This is a genomic window from Alsobacter sp. P4_H11 (genome assembly GCF_056400925.1).
The window spans coordinates 49,382-68,960 of the sequence record NZ_JBFUKI010000019.1 but is presented as its reverse complement, the minus strand read 5'-3'; the positions used below and the strand labels follow the sequence as shown (position 1 = coordinate 68,960).

Genomic DNA, 19,579 nt, shown 5'->3' with positions numbered 1-19,579 from the left:
CCGCCACCGCCGCCGCCGCCTCCGCCGCCGCCGCCACCGCCACCACCGCCGCCGCCACCGCCGCCGGTACCGCCACCGCCACCGCCACCGCCGGTATCGCCACCGCCTCCACCGCCGCCGCCGCCAGTACCGCCGCCTCCGCCGCCACCGGTGCCACCGCCGCCGCCGCCTGTACCGCCGCCGCCACCGCCACCACCTCCGCCGCCCGTGCACCCATCACCGCCGCCGCCGCCGCCACCGCTCTTTGGCGAAGGCGGGGCCGGGGAAACGTCTGCTGCGGCCAGCGTGGCGCCGTTCATGTTCATGGTGTTGAAATTGGCAAGTTTCATTATCGTCGTCGGCATGTCGTAATTGTAGCTGACGTCCGCCTTGAACTTGCCGTCCACGATCGAAACGCGCACCAAGAGGGTGACATTCGCGCCGACGGAGCCGTTCATCTCGAGCGTTGCTTCAAAGGCCGCGATACCGGCGGACTCTGCATCCGAGAGCACTGCGACCTTCGCGGCATTGATCGCCTCGTCCGTCCAGCCATCACGCGGCGTTACGGTGTATTTCCGCTGCAGCAGGTAGCGCGCCATGTTGACGGAGGCGAGCGAGGCGGCATTGGCGGCCGTGTCCATGCGCGAGCGGGCCGTCATGAGGCGGACATAGTCGACGCCGGCCCCCGCTCCAAAGATGAGAGGCACGGCCGCGACCGCGAACATCACGGCTGAAGCGCCGCTTTGATCGCGCCGGAAGTCGCGGCCCTTCTTGATGATGATGGACATGGGGGCTTCCCTGTTTGTATTCATTTCAGGGAAGCATATATAAGTCGACTTAATTCGCAGTGAATCGCTGTAATGCCAATGTTAAATGATTTTAATTGTTCATAGACTCTAAGTATACAACCTAGGGTTGCATCGAGATTGCCTTGATCTCAGGTCGACACACAACTGAACTTGCAGAAAATCAGATTGAGATCTGGGCATATACAGCTACGCAATAACAAAAACGAAACTGTTTTCATGCACGTTGCGCTCTGCATTTGAAGTGTTTGGAGGCGACGCCTTGCTCAAGATCTGGCGCACATTCCGGTCCGATTCCAGAGGGTCGACTGCCATCGAGTTCGGCCTAATCGCGGCCCCGCTGATCGCCTCCTTCATGATGATTTTGGAAGTCGGCCTGGGCTACATGGCGAGCGCGCAACTCGATCTTGCGGCCTTTAGGGCGAGCGAAGCGGTCCGCCAGGGAGCCGCTCAGGGGCTCGACCTGCCGACCTTCAAGCGCAAGTACGTCTGCCCCAATCTGAAGGGTCTCGATTGCGATAAGCTCACCGTCCAGATCGATGCTCTGGCGATGTTCCGTCTCGCGCCGCCGCCCACGCTCGGCTCCGAATCCTTCAACTACGGCTCCTCCGGCTCGATCGTCGCCGTCCAGCTCACCTACCCGTTTCCAGTGTACACGAACTATCTCACGGGCCCGGTCGTGAGCTATGGCGGCAGCACCGTCCTTCCGATTTCGGCGGCAGTCGGAACGATCAACAGATCATGATTGCCATTTTGGTTCGATCTGCCATCGCAAAGGACCTTGGAGCCATGCGTCAAACACGAGTGTCACGCTCCTCCCGAGACTTCGGCGGGAACGATGCAGGTGTCGCCGCAATCGAATTTGCATTGATTCTTCCGGTTATCTTCGCGTTGCTGCTGGCGACGACCGACGTCATCCGTTATTTCAATGCTGACCGGCGTTTGCAGAACGCCGCGCGCAGCGCCGCGCAGATCGCGGCAGGCGGTGTAACGAAGCAGACTTTCACGTCGAGATCCCCCGGCGGGCCGCTGACCGAAGTGTCAGGCGACATCACCGATTGGGAACTGTCGCACCGCGCCGTTGACGTCGCCCCGCTCATGATGCCGGAGCTGAAGACGACCGGCGGGGACCCTTGGCGGGGTACGCTGCAATGGGACGGAGCCGTCGTGACCTTCACGGCAGCGTCTGGCGGGTTCACAGGCAAGGTCAAATATGCCTGGGGAAAGTACGGCTGCGGAACGGTGCCGAAAGGTGCGTCGCTCAGCGCGACCGCGCCCGTGACGGTGCCGGACGGGATGTATGGCCCCAACGACGTCGTCGTCGTTCGCTTGGCCTATGATTTCACGCCGAGGTTCACGTCCGGGATCGTGCCCTCGACCAAGCTGGTCCACATGGCGGTGATGAACTCCGAGCAGTCGAGCAAGATCAATCTTCGCCCAACTGGCGACAGCACCGTCAAGGCCTGCCCTTGACGCAGAGCCCTCCTCTTTGCCGGAACAGGTCAGCGCTCGCCCGGGCGTGACACGCAATCGATCGCCAGATCCAGCGCTCACTCGGCGCTCCGCAGTTCCTCGTCCCACCAAAGGCATGCTTTGCCGCTTCGCGCCCCGATGCTAAGGAGTGCGCCGAGCCGGCGAGGCCCCGTTGTGGGCCGCTCCGAGGCGATACGGACAGGTTGAGGAAAGGCTTTCCCGATGGCGAAGATCAAGGTTGCGAACCCGGTCGTCGAGCTCGACGGCGACGAGATGACCCGGATCATCTGGCAGTCCATCAAGGACAAGCTGATCCATCCCTATCTCGACGTCGACCTCCAATATTTCGACCTGTCTGTCGAAAACCGCGACGCCACCAACGATCAGGTCACGATTGATTCGGCTCACGCCATCAAGAAGGTCGGCGTGGGCGTGAAATGCGCCACCATCACGCCGGACGAAGGGCGCGTGAAGGAGTTTAACCTCAAGGACATGTGGAAGTCGCCGAACGGCACCATCCGCAACATCCTGGGCGGCGTGATCTTCCGCGAGCCGATCATCTGCAAGAACGTGCCGCGCCTCGTACCAGGCTGGACCCAGCCCATCGTGGTAGGCCGCCACGCGTTCGGCGACCAGTACCGCGCGACGGACTTCAAGGTGCCCGGCAAGGGTCGCCTCACCATCAAGTTCGAGGGCGACGACGGGCAGGTCATCGAAAAGGAAGTCTTCAAGTTCCCGGGCGCCGGCGTCGCGATGTCGATGTACAACCTCGACGACTCGATCCGCGACTTCGCGCGCGCGTCTCTGAACTACGGCCTGATCCGCAAGTACCCGGTCTACCTCTCCACCAAGAACACGATCCTCAAGGTCTATGACGGCCGCTTCAAGGACATCTTCGAGGAGGTCTTCCAGAACGAGTTCAAGGGCAAGTTCGACGCGCTCGGCATCACCTACGAGCACCGCCTGATCGACGACATGGTGGCCTCGGCGCTCAAGTGGTCCGGCGGCTATGTCTGGGCCTGCAAGAACTACGACGGCGACGTGCAGTCCGACATCGTCGCGCAGGGCTTCGGCTCGCTCGGCCTGATGACCTCCGTGCTGATGACGCCCGACGGCCAGACCGTGGAGGCCGAGGCCGCCCACGGCACCGTCACGCGCCACTACCGCGAGCACCAGAAGGGCAAGGAGACCTCGACCAACTCCATCGCCTCCATCTTCGCCTGGACCCGCGGCCTCGCGCACCGCGCCAAGCTGGACGACAACGCCGAACTGGCGAAGTTCTCGGCCACGCTCGAGAAGGTCTGCATCGACACCGTCGAGGCCGGCTTCATGACCAAGGATTTGGCGTTGCTGGTCGGCGCCGACCAGAAGTGGCTCTCCACCACGGGCTTCCTCGACAAGATCGACGAGAACCTCAAGATCGCGATGGCCTGAGCGCCGCGCCTTTGGAGTGATGCAGGGAGCGTGGCGACACGCTCCCTTTTTCATGGCGATCTAAAGGTCGCCGAACGGATGCTCGCCGGTGAAGTCGTCCGTCACCGTCTGGGCCGAGCGGGCGGCGCGGTCGCTGGCGATCTGGCTGATGCGGGCCCCGACGTCGGGCCGGCTCTCCATCAGCCGGCGCAGGTCGCCGGCGTCCAGCACCAGGAGCTGCCACCGGATCACCGCCCGGATGGTGGCGGTGCGCCGGGCGTTGCGCAGCACCGCGATCTCGCCGAAGAACTGCCCCTCCCCCAGCAGATGCCGCTTGCCGTGCTGGGTCTCGATCTCGACCTGCCCGGTCGCGATGAAATACATGCTGTGGCCCACCTCGCCGCGGCGCACGATCACCTCGCCGGGCTGCGCCGTCTTGGAGCGCAGCAGGCGCATCACCGCCACCACCTCCTCGGCCGAGAGCTCCGAGAACAGCGGCACCCGGGCGATCATCCCCCACGTCACCACGAACTCGCGGCGGTGGATCACCTCCGCGAAGGCCGTGGCGACGATGCCGACCGGCAGCGCCAGCATTACGAGCCCCATCAGGGCGGTCAGCGACGCGATCACCTTGCCGAGCGCCGTCACCGGCACCACGTCGCCATAGCCGACCGTCGCGAGCGTGATCACGGCCCACCACATGGCGTCCGGGATCGTGCCGAACTTGTCCGGCTGCGCGTCGGCCTCCACCAGGTGCATCACGGCCGCGGTGCTGATCACCAGGCTGCCGAGGATCACGAGGCACGCCGCCAGCGCCCGGCGCTCGGCGTAGACGGCCTCCACCAGCGAGCGCATGCCGGGCGAATAGCGCATCAGCTTCAGGAAGCGCAGCAGCCGGAACACCACGAACACGCGGAAATCCGCCGCGAACATGGAGGCGAGGTAGAACGGCACGATCGCCAGCAGGTCGATGATCGACGACGCCGTCAGCGCGTGCCGCAGCCGCGCGCGCCAGCGCGGCAGGTGGCGCAGATTGGGATATTCCACCGCCGCCCAGAGCCGCAGCGCGTATTCCACCGTGAAGACCGCCATGGAGGCGATCTCGATCGCCGTGAACACGCCCTCGTAGCGCGCCCGCAGCGAAGGCACGGATTCGAGCACCACGGAGGCCACGCTGGCCACCACGAAGGCGACCAGTGAGAGGTGCGCGAAGGCCGACACCCGGTCGCCCGGCACGGCCTGTTCGAGGATTTCATAGGCGCGGCGACGCGCCCGCCTGAGGCGCTTCGCGGGGGATGGGCGCGCCCCGGAGCTCAAGCGCCGCCGATCGCCGCCTCGATGGCGGCGAGGGCCTCGCTGGCTTTCGACCCGTCCGGGCCGCCGGCCTGCGCCATGTCGGGCCGTCCGCCGCCGCCCTTGCCGCCGAGCGTCTCGGAGGCGACGCGCACGAGATCGACGGCGTTGAAGCGGCCCGTCAGGTCCGCCGTCACCGCCACCACGACTCCGGCCTTGCCGTCCTCGCCCGTGGCGATCAGCGCCACCACGCCGGAGCCGACCTGCTTCTTGCCCTCGTCCGCAAGGCCCTTGAGGTCGCGCATCTCGACGCCGGTCAGCACGCGCGCCATAACGTTGACGCCGCCGATGGCCTTGAGGCCTGCGTCGCCCGCCTTGCCGCCGCCCATCGCGATGGCCTTGCGGGCTTCGGCGAGCTCGCGCTCCAGCTTGCGCCGCTCCTCCAGCAGCGCGGCCAGGCGGTCGCCCGCCTCGGCGGCCGGCGCCTTCAGGAGGCCGGTCAGGCCCTTCAGCCGCTTGCTGTCGTCCACGAGATGGCGCCGCGCGCCCTCCGCCGACATGGCCTCCAGGCGCCGCACGCCCGCCGCCACCGCGCCCTCGCCGACGATGCTGACCACGCCGATGTCGCCGGTGCGCCGCACATGCGTGCCGCCGCACAGCTCCACCGAGAAAGCCGGGCCGTTATGGCCGGGGGTGCGCGGCGGGCCCATCGACACCACCCGCACCTCGTCGCCGTATTTCTCGCCGAACAGCGCCCGCGCGCCTGACTCCACCGCCTCGTCCACGCCCATCAGGCGCGTCACCACGGGCTCGTTCTCGCGCACGACGCCGTTCACGATGGCCTCGACCCGGTCGAGCTCCTCTTCGCTGATGGGTTTCGGGTGCGAGAAGTCGAAGCGCAGCCGGTCCGGCGTCACCAGCGAGCCCTTCTGGGCCACGTGGTCGCCCAGCACCTGGCGCAACGCCTCGTGCAGCAGATGCGTCGCCGAATGGTTCGCCCGGATCGCGCCGCGGCGATCGTGGTCCACCTCGAGCTCCAGCGCGTCGCCGACCCGCAGCGCCCCGCTCGCGACCGTCGCCACATGCGCGAACACGTCGCCTAGCTTCTTTTGCGTGTCACGCACGGTCACCGAAACATCGGCGCCCAGCATGCGGCCGGTGTCGCCCACCTGGCCGCCGCTCTCGGCGTAGAATGGCGTCTGGTTGAGGAGCACGATGCCATCCTGGCCGGCCTCGAGCCGGTCCACCGGCTGGCCGTCGCGCAGCAGCGCCGTCACGACGCCCTCGGCGCGCTCGGTGTCGTAACCCAGGAACTCGGTCGCGCCGACCTTCTCCTTGACGCCGTACCAGACCGTCTCGGTCGCGGCCTCGCCCGAGCCCTGCCAGGCGGCGCGCGCCATCTCGCGCTGCTTTTGCATCGCGGCGTTGAAGCTCTCGAGATCCACCCCGATGTCGCGCGAGCGCAGCGCGTCCTGCGTCAAGTCGAGCGGGAAGCCGTAGGTGTCGTAGAGCGTGAAGGCGACGTCGCCCTTGAGGCTCTGCCCGGCCGTTAGGCCGCGGGTTTCCTCGTCCAGGATCGCGAGCCCGCGCTCCAGCGTCTTGCGGAAGCGCGTCTCCTCCAGCTTCAGCGTCTCGGTGATCAGCGGCTCGGCGCGCACCAGCTCCGGATAGGCGTGGCCCATCTCGCGCACCAGCGCGGGCACCAGCCGGTACATCAGCGGCTCGCGCGCCCCCAGCAACTCGGCGTGCCGCATGGCGCGGCGCATGATGCGGCGCAGCACGTAGCCGCGGCCCTCGTTGGAGGGCAGCACCCCGTCGGCCACCAGGAAGGACGACGCGCGCAGATGGTCGGCGATCACCTTGTGGCTGGCGCGACCCGGCTCCACGCCGGTGGCCTCCGCCACCGCGCGGATCAGCGCCCGCATCAGGTCGGTTTCGTAATTGTCGTGCGTGCCCTGCAGCACGGCCGAGATGCGCTCCAGCCCCATGCCGGTGTCGATGGAGGGCTTGGGCAGCAGCAGGCGCTCGCCGGGCGCGACCTGCTCGTACTGCATGAACACGAGGTTCCAGATCTCGATGAAACGGTCGCCATCCTCGTCGGGCGAGCCGGGCGGTCCGCCCGGAATGTGGTCGCCGTGGTCGTAGAAGATTTCCGAGCACGGGCCGCAGGGGCCGGTGTCGCCCATCGCCCAGAAATTGTCCGAGGTCGCGATGCGGATGATCTTGGAGTCCGACAGGCCCGCGATGCGCTTCCACAGCGCGTGCGCCTCGTCGTCCTCATGGTAGACCGTGACCATGAGCTTGTCGGCCGGCAGCCCGTATTCCTTGGTGACGAGGTTCCAGGCAAGCTCGATCGCCTGTTCCTTGAAGTAGTCGCCGAACGAGAAGTTGCCGAGCATCTCGAAGAAGGTGTGATGCCGGGCCGTATAGCCGACATTGTCGAGGTCGTTGTGCTTGCCGCCGGCGCGCACGCATTTCTGCGACGTCACGGCGCGCGAATAGGGCCGCTTCTCGACGCCCGTGAAGACGTTCTTGAACTGCACCATGCCGGCATTGGTGAACATCAGCGTCGGGTCGTTGCGCGGCACCAGCGGGCTCGACGGCACCACCTCGTGGCCATGCTTGGCGAAGTAATCCAGGAAGGTGGATCGGATCTCGTTGACGCCGCTCATGTGTCGCTCGATTTGGGCGGCCGCGGGCCGCCGAAGCTGATCTCGCGGCGTTTGTAGAGCATGCCGCCGCAAAGTGGAAACCGGTTTCGCAGGCTGGCGCAAGCGCTGCCGGGATGGGACGTTCCGGTGATGACATTCGGGGTGTTGCTCCCCTCTCTCCGTCATCCCCGGCGGCGCGCAGCGCCGGGAAGCGGATCCAGGAGCGAGCGCCTTTGCTCTGGATCCCCTTCCCGACCTGCTGCGCAGGTCGCCGGGGATGACGGAGGCAAGGCGCCCAACGCTCCCGGCCGTTACACGACTTTCCAGGACCCCTCCCGTCATTGCGAGCGCAGMGAAGCAATCCAGGTGGTTAGGGTTGGCCCCGGCGCCGGGCCAAGCGCCCGGCGTCAGCTGGATTGCTTCGCTGGCGCTCGCAATGACGGCGAGGGTGTGGGGAGCGTCGCGGCCCTCCCCTCCCCCCAAGGAGGACGCCTATCTTCAAACGCAAACGGCGTCTCCGTTGGGAGACGCCGTCATGACGGGGAGATGCGTGGGCCGGGGGCTCAGGCTTGGCCTTCGTCCAGGTCCTCGGCGGTGGGTTCCACCACGTCGAGGATGCGCTCGGCGAGGAGGCCGGAGTTCTGGCGGATCTGGGATTCGATCTTGGCGGCGACGTCCGGGTTCTGCTTCAGGAACGTCTTGGCGTTCTCGCGGCCCTGGCCGAGGCGCTGGCTGTCATACGAGAACCAGGCGCCAGACTTCTCGACGATGCCGGCCTTGACGCCGAGATCGACGAGTTCGCCCACCTTGGAGACGCCTTCGCCATACATGATGTCGAACTCGACCTGCTTGAACGGCGGCGCGACCTTGTTCTTCACCACCTTCACGCGGGTCGTGTTGCCGGTGACCTCCTCGCGGTCCTTGATGGAGCCGATGCGGCGGATGTCGAGGCGCACGGAGGCGTAGAACTTCAGCGCGTTGCCGCCCGTGGTGGTCTCGGGCGAGCCATACATCACGCCGATCTTCATGCGGATCTGGTTGATGAAGATGACCATGCAGTTCGACCGCGAGATCGACGCCGTGAGCTTGCGCAGGGCCTGGCTCATCAGGCGCGCCTGGAGGCCGGGCTGCACGTCGCCCATCTCGCCCTCGATCTCGGCGCGCGGCGTGAGCGCGGCGACCGAATCGATCACCAGCACGTCGATCGCGCCCGAGCGCACCAGCGTGTCGGTGATCTCCAGCGCCTGCTCGCCCGTGTCCGGCTGCGAGATCAGCAGGTCTTCCAGGTTCACGCCGAGCTTGCGGGCGTAGACCGGATCGAGCGCATGCTCGGCGTCGATGAAGCCGCAGACGCCGCCCTTCTTCTGGGCCTCGGCGACGGTGTGCAACGCGAGCGTGGTCTTGCCGGAGGATTCCGGGCCGTAAATTTCCACCACGCGGCCGCGCGGCAGCCCGCCGACGCCCAGCGCGATGTCGAGGCCCAGCGAGCCCGTGGAAATGGTCTCGATCTCGACGGCTTTCTCGTTCTTGCCCAGCCGCATGATCGAGCCCTTGCCGAAAGAGCGTTCGATCTGCGAGAGCGCGGCGTCCAGCGCCTTGGCCTTGTCCATGGATTGCCCTTCGACGAGTCGGAGAGAAGATTGCGACATTGCAGGCGATCCTTATGGCACGAGCGAGAAACGAGTCTCAACCGAGACAGACTGAAATGATCACGATTTGTTCTCACTCGCAAGTTCTTTTTTTGTTCTACCAAATGCAACCTGGCGCAAGGCTGAAGTGGAGCGAGCGGCAGCGCCTCCGCGCCGTCATCGCGAGCAGAAGGCGAAGCAATCCACCTAGCGGCGGGGCTACCCCCAGCCGCACAGGCGCACCGCCGTGGATTGCTTCGTAGCTGCGTTCCTCGCAATGACGGGCTGTTGAGTTAGTAGCCCCTCATCCGGCCCTTCGGGCTGCCTTCTCCCCGTACCGGGGCGAAGGGTAGCGGCGGCGCCATGGGCGCGATCGGCCCCCTCTCCCCGGGACGGGGAGAGGGCTGGGGTGAGGGTGGGCGTGCGCCTCGTGAGGAGGCCAGATCGGCCCCTCATCCGGCCCTTCGGGCCACCTTCTCCCCGTACCGGGGAGAAGGGCTCACCCCAGCGCCGTCTTCACCGCCTCAATCAATTGCTTCAGCGTGAACGGCTTCGGCAGGAACGAGAATTCCTCGCCGTCCGGCAGGTTCTTGCTGAAGGCTTCCTCGGCGTAGCCGGAGACGAAGATCACCTTGGCCTTGCCGTCGCGCTTGCGCAGTTCGCGCAAGAGGCTGGGGCCGTCCATCTCGGGCATCACGACGTCCGAGACGACGAGGTCGATCTTGCCGCCCTGCTCGTCGAACACCTGCAGGGCTTCGACGCCGGAGGCGGCCTCCAGCACCGTGTAGCCGCGCTGGGCGAGCGCGCGGGCCCCGAAGGCGCGCACGGCCTCCTCGTCCTCGACCAGCAGCACCACGCCATGGCCGGTGAGGTCGGCGGTGGGCTTGGGCTTGGCGCCGGGCGCAAGGGCCTTCTCGGGCTTGGCGGCCGGCAGGTCGTCGGCGTGCTCCTCGCCGGAGTGGCGGGGCAGGTAGATGCGGAAGGTGGTGCCGCGGTCCACCACGCTGTCGCAGAAGATGTAGCCGCCCGACTGCTTCACGAAGCCGTAGACCATGGAGAGGCCGAGCCCGGTGCCCTTGCCGACTTCCTTGGTGGTGAAGAAGGGCTGGAAGATCTTGTCGATGATCTCCTGCGGGATGCCGGTGCCCGAATCCTGGATCTCGATCAGCACGTAGTCGGCCGCCGGCATCACCTGCTCGCCGGCCGTCACCGGCTCGGTGGCGTGCACGTTGGAGGTGCGGATAGAGAGGCGTCCGCCATCCGGCATGGCGTCGCGGGCGTTCACGGCGAGGTTGACCACCACCTGCTCGAACTGGGTGAGGTCGGCCCGCACGGCCCAGAGATCGCGGCCGTGGCGCACGTCGAGCTCGACGCGCTCGCCCAGCAGCCGCTTCAGCAGCATGCCGAGATCCGACAAAACCTCGCCGAAATGCATCACCTGCGGGCGCAGCGTCTGCCGGCGCGAGAACGCCAGCAGCTGGCGCACGAGGCCGGCCGCCCGGTTGGCGTTCTGCTTGATCTGCATGATGTCCTGGAAGGACGGATCGGTCGGCCGGTGGTTCACGAGCAGCAGGTCGGCATAGCCCATGATGCCCTGCAGCACGTTGTTGAAGTCGTGCGCGACGCCGCCCGCGAGCTCGCCCACGGCCTGCATCTTCTGCGCCTGGGCGAACTGCGCCTCCAGGGCGCGCTGCTCGGTGGTGTCGAGCGCGTACACGATGGCGGCCTCGCCGTCCTCGGCCTCGTTCTCCACCGTGGTGACGAAGAAGCGGGCCGAGCGTGTGCCCTCCCCGGCCAGCGCCAGGTCGATGGGGGCGATGTCGCCGCGCCCGGCCGCCGCCGACGCAATGGCGGCCGTGAGCTGCTCGCGGTCGCGCTCGCCCACCACGGCCAGCATGGAGCGCGGGGCGGAGCCGTCATGGCCCTTGAAGGCGCTGCCGAACAGCTTGGCGAAGGGGCCGTTGGTGCGCGCGATGCGGCCGTGCCGGTCGATGGTCGCGATGGCGAGCGGGGTGTTGTTGAAGAAGCGCGCGAAGCGCACCTCGGCGGCGCGCTGGCCCTCGGCCACGTCCTCGCCGGCCGAGCGGTTCAACGCCAGCGTGCGCGATGGGCCGGGCGTGCCGTCATACGCGTAGGCGACGCTGTGGAAAAGCCGCACGGGCAGCGACTGGCCGCCGCGCCGGCGCAGGTCGAGGTCGTGGATCTCGGTGCGCACCTCGCCGGCGCCGCCCATGACGCCCGACAGGAGCGCCGCGCCGTCGCCGGGCACGAGGTCGGAGAGCTTCAACCCGCCGGAGCCGAACTGCGCGAGGTCGTAGTCGAGCCAGCCCGCCAGCGTGGCGTTCATGTAGATCACGTCGCCGGCGGCGTCGATGGAGAGGAAGCCGGCCGGGGCGTGGTCGAGGTAGTCGATGGCGTGCTGGAGTTCCTGGAAGACGTTTTCCTGGCGCTCGCGCTCGCGGGTCACGTCCGCGATGGTCCACAGCGTGGCGCGCCGGCCGCTCGGGCGGTCCACCGGGCGCACGCGGACGCGGTACCACGCCACCCCGTCCAGCGCGCCGAGCGGCGGCGACAGGCGGATCTCCTCGGACGCGCTCTTGCCGTCCCGAGCCGCCTGGGCGAGGCGGTAGATCGCCTCCGAGACGTCCGCCGAGCCGGTGAACAGCCGCTCGGCCGTGAGCGCCGCATCGGCCGTGCGCGCGCCGGCGAAGCGCAGATAGGCCTCGTTGGCGTAGGCGATGCGTCCGTCGCCCTCCACCACGATCATGCCCTCGGCGGCCGAATCGACCACCGACTTGGTGAGGTCGTTGCGGCTGGTCTTGCCCGCGAACTCGATGATGCCGACCGCGCCGGCGAACAGCGCGAACACGCCCACCACGGCCAGCAGCGCCAGGAGGCCCATGATCAGCGGCTGGGCCTTCTCGCTCGCCACCAGCGACAGCGCGATGGCGGCGCCGACCAGCACGCCCGCCAGCGCCAGCAGCAGCGCGGCGCTGCCCGAGCGTTGCGGCTTGCCCGGCGCGGACGCGCCCGCTCCCGCGATCATCGCGTCCTGTCCCGACCGGTCACGTGAGGCCATGTTCCATCCGTCCGCCGCCGTCAATACCGCCTCCGGCGCAGGCGCATCACGTAGCCGATCACTTCGGCCACCGCTTTGTAGTGTTCGACCGGAATGTCCTGATCGAGTTCAACCGCCTTGTAAAGCGCACGCGCGAGCGGTGGATTCTCCACCACCGGCACGTCGTTTTCCTCGGCCAGCGCGCGGATGCGCAGCGCCACGGCGTCGAGGCCCTTGGCGACGCATTGCGGCGCGGCCATGCCGGGTTCGTATTGCAGCGCGACCGCGAAGTGGGTCGGGTTCATCACCACCACGGTGGCGGTCGGCACCTTGGACATCATCCGCTGGCGCGCCTGCTTGGCGCGCAGCTGCCGGATCTTGGCCTTGATCTCGGGGTTTCCGTCCGTTTCCTTGTGCTCGTCCTTCACTTCCTGCTTGGTCATCCGCTGCCGGTTGTACCAGGTGAAGCGCTGGTAGACGTAGTCGCCGCCGGCGATCACCGCGTAGATGATCAGCACGGCCTTCATCAGCGTGACGGCCTCGGCCTTGGTCGCCTGCAGCAGCATGGCGACGTCCATGGTGGCGAAGCTTTCCAGCCGGGCCATCTCGGGCCACACCGCCATGTAGATCGCGACGCCCACCACGCCAAGCTTCAGGAGCCCCTTCAGGAACTGGACCAGCGCCTCCTTGCCGAACACGCGCTTGAAGCCCGACAGCGGCGAGATGCGCGACAGCTGCGGCGCCAGCGGCTGGGTCGAGAGCGAGGGCTTGTGCTGCACCATCCCGCCCGCCAGCCCGGCCAGCATCAGGATGCCGAGCGGAAAAGCGAGCGCGCTCAGCCCCGCCCATAGCCCGTATTCGCCGTAGATCTTCACCGCCCCGGGCTCGGCCGAGACCCGCCCGGCCTGCGCCAGCAGTCCGCCCAGCATCACCTTCAGCGAGCTCGCGGCGCTGTCGGCCACCGCCACCAGCGCCAGCGTGCCGCCGGCCAGCACGAACCAGGTGTTGACCTCCTGGCTCTTGGCGATGTCGCCTTTCTCGATCGCCTGTTCGAGGCGTCGGAGGGAAGGTTCTTCTGTGCGGTCTTCCTGGTCGTCCTCGCCCGCCATGGCTCACCGCGCCATGAAGGGCAGCAGGAAGTCCGAGACCTCCCGGAGGAACACCGCCATCATGGTCCCGATGGCGGCCAGAAGAATGATGAAGCCGATCATGATGGTGGCCGGCATGCCGAGAAAGAACACCTGCAGGGCCGGCATCAGCCGCGACAGCACGCCCAGCCCCAGATTGATGATCACCCCGAACACGATGAACGGCGCGGCGATCTGCACCGCGATCGAGAAGCCCTTGCCCATGGTGCCGAGCGCCAGCATGGCGGCGTCCCCGGTGGGCGGCGCGGCGCCGGGCGGCAGCGCCGTGTAGCTGCCCCCGATGGCGGCGATCACCATGTGGTGCCCGTCGGTGGCGAACAGCAGCGTCACGCCCAGCATGGTGAGCAGGTTGCCGAGCGCCGCCGCCTGCCCGCCCTGCGATGGGTCCACGGTCTCGGCGAAGCCCAGCCCCAGCGCCTGCGAGACGAAATTGCCCGCCGTCTGCAGGCTGGCGATCACGATGCGGGCGCAAAGCCCGATCATCAGCCCGATCGCGAGCTCCAGAAACAGCGTCGTGAACACCGCATTGCCCTGCAGGGCCTGCGCGGGCAGAAGCGGCCGCACGATCGGCATCATCGCGAGCGTCAGGAACACCGCCAAGGCCAGCCGCACCCGGGCGGGCACGAAGCGCTCGCCCAGCGCCGGCATCAGCATCATCAGGACGCCGACGCGCGCGAACACGACCATGAACAGGGCCGCGACCGCCGGCCCGAAGGTGAACCCCATCCCCGCCCCGTTCCGCGCGCCGGCCCCGGCATGAAGCCGCGAACCGAATCCGCCCGCCAGCGCGCCGGGGCTCATTCTAGCCGCCCGTTGCGATTCGCGTCGCCACCCGGGTCATGTATCCGGCCAGCGCATCTCCCATGAACGGCAGCAGCAGGATCATCGCCAGCCCGAGCACGATGATCTTGGGCACCGCCACAAGCGTCTGCTCCTGGATCTGCGTCAGCGCCTGGATCAGCGAGATCACGACGCCCACCGCCAGCGCGATCAGCATCAGCGGGCTCGCCACCTTCAGGAAGGTGAAGATGCCGTCGCGGGCGACGTCGAGAACTTCCGGGCCTGTCACGCTTGCTGTTCCAATTCCTGTTCGATCAAGGCCGCAACCGGCCCCCTCTTCCCACCAGGGGAGAGGGCTGGGGTGAGGCCTTCGCGCGCCTGGCGCCCGGCCGCCCAAACCCGTCATCCGGCCCTTCGGGCCACCTTCTCCCCGTGCCGGGGCGAAGGGCGCGCCCGGCGCCGCAGCCGCAACCGGCCCCCTCTCCCCACCAGGGGAGAGGGCTGGGGTGAGGGTCTTCGCAACCCTCCTCGGCCAAAAACTAGATCTGCATCCGCATGATTTCCTCGTAAGCCGCGATCACGCGGTCGCGCACCGCCACGAGGGTCTCCAGCGCGGTTTCGGTTTCGGCCACGGCCGTCACCACGTCCACCATGTCGGCCTTGCCCATCGCGGCCTTGCTGGCCTGCTGGTCGGCCTGCTTGCCGGCGTCCGCCACCGTCTGCAGCACGTTGCCGAGCGCCTCCGCGAAGCTGGGGCCGCCGCCGCCGGCTCCGCCCACGCCCGGCATCGCGCGTCCGGCGGTCGGGTTGGCGAGGCGCTGGGTCGCCGCATAGGCGCCGGCCGCGATTGTTGGGCTGGCCATGGTGGGCGTCTCCGTGGAAGGTCGGGCGGGTGGGTGTCAGGCGCGGCTAGATGCGGAGGATGTCGAGCGTCTTGGCGAGCATGCGGCGCGTGCTGCTGATCACGTTGAGGTTGGCCTCGTAGCTTCGCTGCGCCTCCCGCATGTCCATCTGCTCCACCAGCGGATTGACGTTGGGATATTTCACGTCGCCGTTGCGGTCGGCGGCCGGATGCCCCGGCTCGTGCCGCATCTCGAAGGGCTTCTGGTCCTTGCGCACGCGCCCCATCGTCACCGTCTGGGCTTCGAGCTCGCGCTCGAATTTGTGGTCCATGGTGGGGATCTTGCGCCGGTAGGGATCGCCGCCGGGCTTCAGCGCGGTGGAATCCGCGTTGGCGATATTCTCCGAGATGATCCGGATGCGGCCAGCCTGGGCCTTGAGGCCCGACGCCGCGATGGAAAGCGAGCGGAGGAAATCCATGATCCGTCAGCCTCTCTTGCCGATGGCGATCTTGAGAAGCGACAGGCTCTTGGAATAGAGGCTCGCGACGGCCTGGTAGTCCATCTGCGTGTCGGCGAGCTTGGTCATCTCGTCTTCCAACGTCACCGAATTGCCGGAAGGACGCGTCTCGAACTTCTGGCCGGCCTTGCCGCCGGGCGCGCCCGGGCCGCCGCCCGTCGTGATGTGCCCCGCCGACGTCGCCTCGAGCTGGATGCCGCCCGCCTGCCCGGGCGCCGACAGCGCCTGGAGATCGCGAGGCCGGAAGTTCGGCGTATCCGCGTTGGCGACGTTCTCGGCCAACAGCTTCTGGCGCGTCTGCAGCCACTGCATCCGCGTCTTCAGCTGGTCGACAAGGGGAAGTCCCATTCCGCTCATGGCGGGTCTCCGCGGCAGGTGGGCAAAAAATGCCGCCCCCATGGTTAACGTCGAGTAAACGAACTGTAGTGGAGCAGGCGTGTTGGGGGCTTGACGCATGCTGTTGAACGACGGCGTGCTATGTTCAACTCGCGGGTGGGGACCTTGCGGGCCAGTCGGGGAGTGTTTCAGCGTTGCAATCGATCTTTGGAGTGACCTTGCCGACGCCGGCCGTTTGGGCGGTCGCGTTCGTCGTCATCTTCATCCTTCTGGCCCTGTTCGCATTGCTGCTGCGCCGTCTGGCCGGCGCCAGGCTCAACATGGCCGGGGGCATGTCCCGCAACCGGCAGCCGCGCCTGGGCGTGGTGGACGCCTATGACCTCGACCGGCAGAGGCAGCTCGTCATCGTCCGCCGCGACAATGTCGAGCACCTGCTGATGATCGGCGGTCCGAACGACCTCGTGGTCGAGCAGACCATCGTGCGCGCCGGACTGAGCGCCCGCGAATACGCCGAGCAGCTGCAGCAGCGGCCCGAGGTCGCGCGCCCGGACGCGCCCCGCACCGAACCCGCCGCCGAAGCGCCCCCACGCGCCGAGCCGCCGCGGGCCGAAAACCTGCGCCCCGAAGCGCCCGCCGCCGCCGACCTGCGCGCCGAGACCCGGCCGGAGGCGCCGCGCCTGGATGCTCAGCGGCAAGAGCAGCAGCGGCATGAGCCTGCGCGGCAAGAATCCGCCCGGCAAGAGCCGCCGCGCTTCGAGCCCCCGCGCGCCGAGCCCCCGCGCCCGAACGGCTACCGGCCCGAGGCGCCCGTTTCTCCCGCGGTCGCGCCCGTGCCGCCCACCGCCGCCATGCCGCCGCGCCTGCCTGTCGACACGCCGCGCAACGTTCCGCCGCCTCCCCCGCCGCGCCGTCCCGACGTGATCCGCCCCGAGCCCGATCTCGGCGCCGAGCCGCTGCTGCGCGCCGAAGCGCGCCCGGAGCCGCCCCGCGCGGCCCGTCCGGAGCCGATGCCGCCCATGCGCCCGCAGCAGGCGCCGCCTCCGCCCCAGTTCCGTCCCGAGCCGGCGATGCGGCAAGACCCGCCCATGCGGCAAGACCCACCCATGCGGCAGGACATGCCCATGCGGCAGGATCCCCCGATGCGGCAAGACCCGCCGATGCGCCCGGAGCCCTCGCTCCGCCCGGAGCCTCGGAACGCGCCTGACTTCCGTCCGGTCGACGCACGACCCGCGGCCGAACCGCGGCCGAACGCTGGGCCCGGTCAGGATACGGGGGCGGCCGCTCCGGCCAGCCAGGCCGCCAGCGCGGCGGCCGCCCAGGCCGAGTTGTCCGACATGGCCCGCAAGCTCGAGGCGGCGCTGAAGCGCCCCTTCGCGGCGCCCGCCGACGCCCCGCGCCCTCCGCAGCCCGCCGCACCGCCTCCGCCCGCGGCCCCTTCGGCGCCCGAGCGGACTTCGCCGCCGGAGCGGTCTTCGCCGCCGGAGCGGTCTCTGCCGCCGGAGCAAAGCCGCCCGGTCCCGCCGCCCGCCCCCGAGCCGGCTGTCCAGGCCACTCCGCCTGCGCCTCCGCGTCCCGCCGAGCCCGCCATCCCGCCCGCTCAGGCCTTCACGCCCCCGCCCCAACCCCGGCCGGAACGACCCGCCGAGCCCGCGCCCCGCGTCGAGCCGCAGCCGCAGCCACAGCCGCCGGCTTTCACCGTCCCGACGCCGCCTGCGCCCACGCCGGCCGCCCCGCCGCCGGCCGCTCCGCAAGCCGCCGCTCCGCCGCCGACCCCGGCTCCAGCCGCACCGGCGCCGGCCCCCAACCCGGCCGCGGCGGCCCAACGCCCCGCCCCGCGCCCGACGGACCTTGTCGACTTCGACTCCCTCGAAGCCGAGATGTCCCGCCTCCTCGGCCGCGACGTCAGCCCCAAGGGCTGACGCCAAGCCGCCCGCCGCCGTTCCGGCGGCGCGCAGCGGGCGGGTTCCAGCCTTTGTGCGAAACGTCGGGCCACCCTCCCGTCATTGCGAGCGACAGCGAAGCAATCCAGCCTAAAGACCCGGCCATTAGGCTGGATTGCTTCGCCTCCGGCTCGCAATGACGGCGAGGCGTTGAGACGGTCGGGCCACCCCCCGTCAATTCCTCGGTGGGGCGCAGCTGGCGGGTCTAGCCTTCGTGCGAACCGCCGGCGCCACCCTCCCGTCATTGCGAGGGACAGCGAAGCAATCCAGTCTAACGCCAGCCCATTAGGCTGGATTGCTTCGCCTCCGGCTCGCAATGACGGCGAGGCGTTGAGACGGTCGGGCCACCCCCCGTCAATTCCTCGGTGGGACGCAGCTGGCGGGTCTAGCCTTGGTGCGAAACGCCGGCGCCACCCTCCCGTCATTGCGAGCGACAGCGAAGCAATCCAGCCTAACGCCAAACCCTTGGGCTGGATTGCTGCGCCTCCGGCTCGCAATGACGGCGAGGCGCTCGACCGGAGTGGTTCATCCTCCGCCCCTGAACGGTGCTGCTTCCGCGAAGCCGGGCCACCCTCCCCGTCATCCCCGGCGGCGCGCAGCGCCGGGAAGGGGATCCAGGGGTGAGCGCCTTTGCTCTGGATCCCCTTCCCGACCTGCTCCGCAGGTCGCCGGGGATGACGGCGAGACGGGCTTATCCTTCGTGCAAACCTCGGGACACCCTCCCGTCAATGCGAGCGACAGCGAAGCATCCCGTCTAAGACCCGGCCATTAGGCTGGATTGCTTCGCCTCCGGCTCGCAATGACGGCGAGGCGCACCACGGAGGGGCCCCAGACTTCCAGGGCCAGAAGCCGCACACTCGGTTCTCCACAGCCCACGCTTGCCTGCGACAGCTCCGCGGGTGCCCCCCGCACTGCGGATCTCCTAGGGTCGCAAGATGGCACGAGGGATTCGCTTCCGCATGATGCGCGGCCCGCTCGCCGCGATGCTGGTCGCGGCGGGCGTGCTCGTGGCCGGGGCCGCCGCCGCGCAGACGCTGTCGCTGGATCTCGGCGCCGGGCAGAGCGTCAACGAGCGGGCGCTGCAGCTCGTGTTCCTGGTCACGCTGCTGTCGCTGGCGCCCGCCGCCGTCGTGATGGTGACGTCCTTCACCCGCATCGTCGTCGTGCTGTCGCTGCTGCGCTCGGCGATCGGCGCGCCGACGGCCCCGCCCAACGCCGTGATCGTCAGCCTGGCGCTGTTCCTGACCGCCTTCGTGATGGCCCCGACGCTGCGCACCGTCTACGACACCGCCGTCACGCCCCTGCTCGCCAACCAGATCCAGGCCCAGCAGGCCTTCGACCGCGGCGCGCAGCCGATCCGCACCTTCATGCTCAAGCACGTCCGCGAAAAGGACCTCGAGCTCTTCATCAACCTCTCGCGCGAGGCGCGGCCGGCCACGCCCGAGGCGACGCCGCTCACCACGCTGATCCCGGCCTTCATGATCTCCGAGCTCCGACGGGCCTTCGAGATCGGCTTCCTGTTGTTCATCCCGTTTCTGATCATCGACCTCGTGGTCGCGTCGATCCTGATGTCGATGGGCATGATGATGCTGCCGCCCGTCACGGTGGCGCTGCCGTTCAAGCTGATCTTCTTCGTGCTGGTGGACGGCTGGAGCCTGGTGGCCGGCAGCCTGGTGCAGAGCTACGGCAGCTGAGCGCGGGCGCTCGCGCCGGAC

The 19,579-nt window shown here is 68.5% G+C and carries 16 protein-coding genes; 5 read left to right on the top strand and 11 right to left on the bottom strand.

Going from position 1 to position 19,579, the window contains the following annotated elements; all coding sequences use genetic code 11:
* A partial coding sequence (locus tag AC1DSZ_RS23790) for a TadE/TadG family type IV pilus assembly protein (protein ID WP_476840785.1) occupies positions 1-767 on the bottom strand: 767 nt, incomplete at its 3' end.
* Positions 768-1,047: 280 nt separating this feature from the next.
* On the opposite strand from AC1DSZ_RS23790, the gene AC1DSZ_RS23785 reads away from it, so the two are divergent.
* From AC1DSZ_RS23785 to AC1DSZ_RS23775, 3 genes are all read left to right on the top strand, one after another.
* The gene (locus tag AC1DSZ_RS23785; RefSeq protein WP_476840784.1) at positions 1,048-1,530 is read left to right on the top strand and encodes a TadE/TadG family type IV pilus assembly protein; all 483 of its coding nucleotides are present in this window, start codon (positions 1,048-1,050) and stop codon (positions 1,528-1,530) included.
* On the top strand, positions 1,527-2,258 hold the full coding sequence (locus tag AC1DSZ_RS23780; protein WP_476840783.1) for a TadE/TadG family type IV pilus assembly protein: 732 nt from the start codon (positions 1,527-1,529) through the stop codon (positions 2,256-2,258). Before AC1DSZ_RS23785 ends, AC1DSZ_RS23780 begins: the two co-directional genes overlap by 4 nt.
* A gap of 222 nt (positions 2,259-2,480) precedes the next feature.
* Complete coding sequence (locus tag AC1DSZ_RS23775) at positions 2,481-3,692, top strand: NADP-dependent isocitrate dehydrogenase (RefSeq protein WP_476840782.1); 1,212 nt, start codon at positions 2,481-2,483, stop codon at positions 3,690-3,692.
* A gap of 60 nt (positions 3,693-3,752) precedes the next feature.
* Here the strand turns inward: AC1DSZ_RS23775 and AC1DSZ_RS23770 are convergent, their stop codons facing one another.
* The 10 genes from AC1DSZ_RS23770 to flgB all read right to left on the bottom strand — a co-directional run bounded on the left by AC1DSZ_RS23770 (position 3,753) and on the right by flgB (position 15,945).
* Positions 3,753-4,907: a cyclic nucleotide-gated ion channel gene (locus AC1DSZ_RS23770; protein ID WP_476840781.1), complete on the bottom strand. Its 1,155-nt coding sequence runs from the start codon at positions 4,905-4,907 to the stop codon at positions 3,753-3,755.
* 77 nt (positions 4,908-4,984) lie between these two features.
* Positions 4,985-7,636, bottom strand: coding sequence for an alanine--tRNA ligase (alaS, locus tag AC1DSZ_RS23765; protein ID WP_476840780.1), 2,652 nt, complete (start codon positions 7,634-7,636; stop codon positions 4,985-4,987).
* Between the two features lie 542 nt (positions 7,637-8,178).
* Positions 8,179-9,264, bottom strand: a complete 1,086-nt coding sequence (recA, locus tag AC1DSZ_RS23760) for a recombinase RecA (RefSeq protein ID WP_476840779.1) — start codon at positions 9,262-9,264, stop codon at positions 8,179-8,181.
* 478 nt (positions 9,265-9,742) lie between these two features.
* Positions 9,743-12,322: a cell cycle histidine kinase CckA gene (gene cckA, locus AC1DSZ_RS23755; RefSeq protein ID WP_476840778.1), complete on the bottom strand. Its 2,580-nt coding sequence runs from the start codon at positions 12,320-12,322 to the stop codon at positions 9,743-9,745.
* Positions 12,323-12,342: 20 nt separating this feature from the next.
* Entirely contained in the window at positions 12,343-13,410 is a 1,068-nt protein-coding gene (flhB, locus tag AC1DSZ_RS23750) for a flagellar biosynthesis protein FlhB (protein WP_476840777.1), read from the bottom strand.
* Positions 13,411-13,413: 3 nt separating this feature from the next.
* Complete coding sequence (gene fliR, locus AC1DSZ_RS23745; RefSeq protein WP_476840776.1) at positions 13,414-14,175, bottom strand: flagellar biosynthetic protein FliR; 762 nt, start codon at positions 14,173-14,175, stop codon at positions 13,414-13,416.
* A gap of 76 nt (positions 14,176-14,251) precedes the next feature.
* On the bottom strand, positions 14,252-14,518 hold the full coding sequence (locus AC1DSZ_RS23740; RefSeq protein WP_476840775.1) for a flagellar biosynthetic protein FliQ: 267 nt from the start codon (positions 14,516-14,518) through the stop codon (positions 14,252-14,254).
* A gap of 250 nt (positions 14,519-14,768) precedes the next feature.
* The gene (gene fliE / locus AC1DSZ_RS23735; RefSeq protein ID WP_188518913.1) at positions 14,769-15,092 is read right to left on the bottom strand and encodes a flagellar hook-basal body complex protein FliE; all 324 of its coding nucleotides are present in this window, start codon (positions 15,090-15,092) and stop codon (positions 14,769-14,771) included.
* Positions 15,093-15,138: 46 nt separating this feature from the next.
* Positions 15,139-15,549, bottom strand: coding sequence for a flagellar basal body rod protein FlgC (gene flgC / locus AC1DSZ_RS23730; protein WP_476840774.1), 411 nt, complete (start codon positions 15,547-15,549; stop codon positions 15,139-15,141).
* 6 nt (positions 15,550-15,555) lie between these two features.
* Positions 15,556-15,945, bottom strand: coding sequence for a flagellar basal body rod protein FlgB (flgB, locus tag AC1DSZ_RS23725; RefSeq protein WP_476840773.1), 390 nt, complete (start codon positions 15,943-15,945; stop codon positions 15,556-15,558).
* 191 nt (positions 15,946-16,136) lie between these two features.
* On the opposite strand from flgB, the gene AC1DSZ_RS23720 reads away from it, so the two are divergent.
* Positions 16,137-17,843, top strand: a complete 1,707-nt coding sequence (locus tag AC1DSZ_RS23720; protein ID WP_476840772.1) for a hypothetical protein — start codon at positions 16,137-16,139, stop codon at positions 17,841-17,843.
* A gap of 956 nt (positions 17,844-18,799) precedes the next feature.
* On the top strand, positions 18,800-19,558 hold the full coding sequence (gene fliP, locus AC1DSZ_RS23715) for a flagellar type III secretion system pore protein FliP (protein ID WP_476840771.1): 759 nt from the start codon (positions 18,800-18,802) through the stop codon (positions 19,556-19,558).
* Positions 19,559-19,579 lie beyond the last annotated feature (21 nt).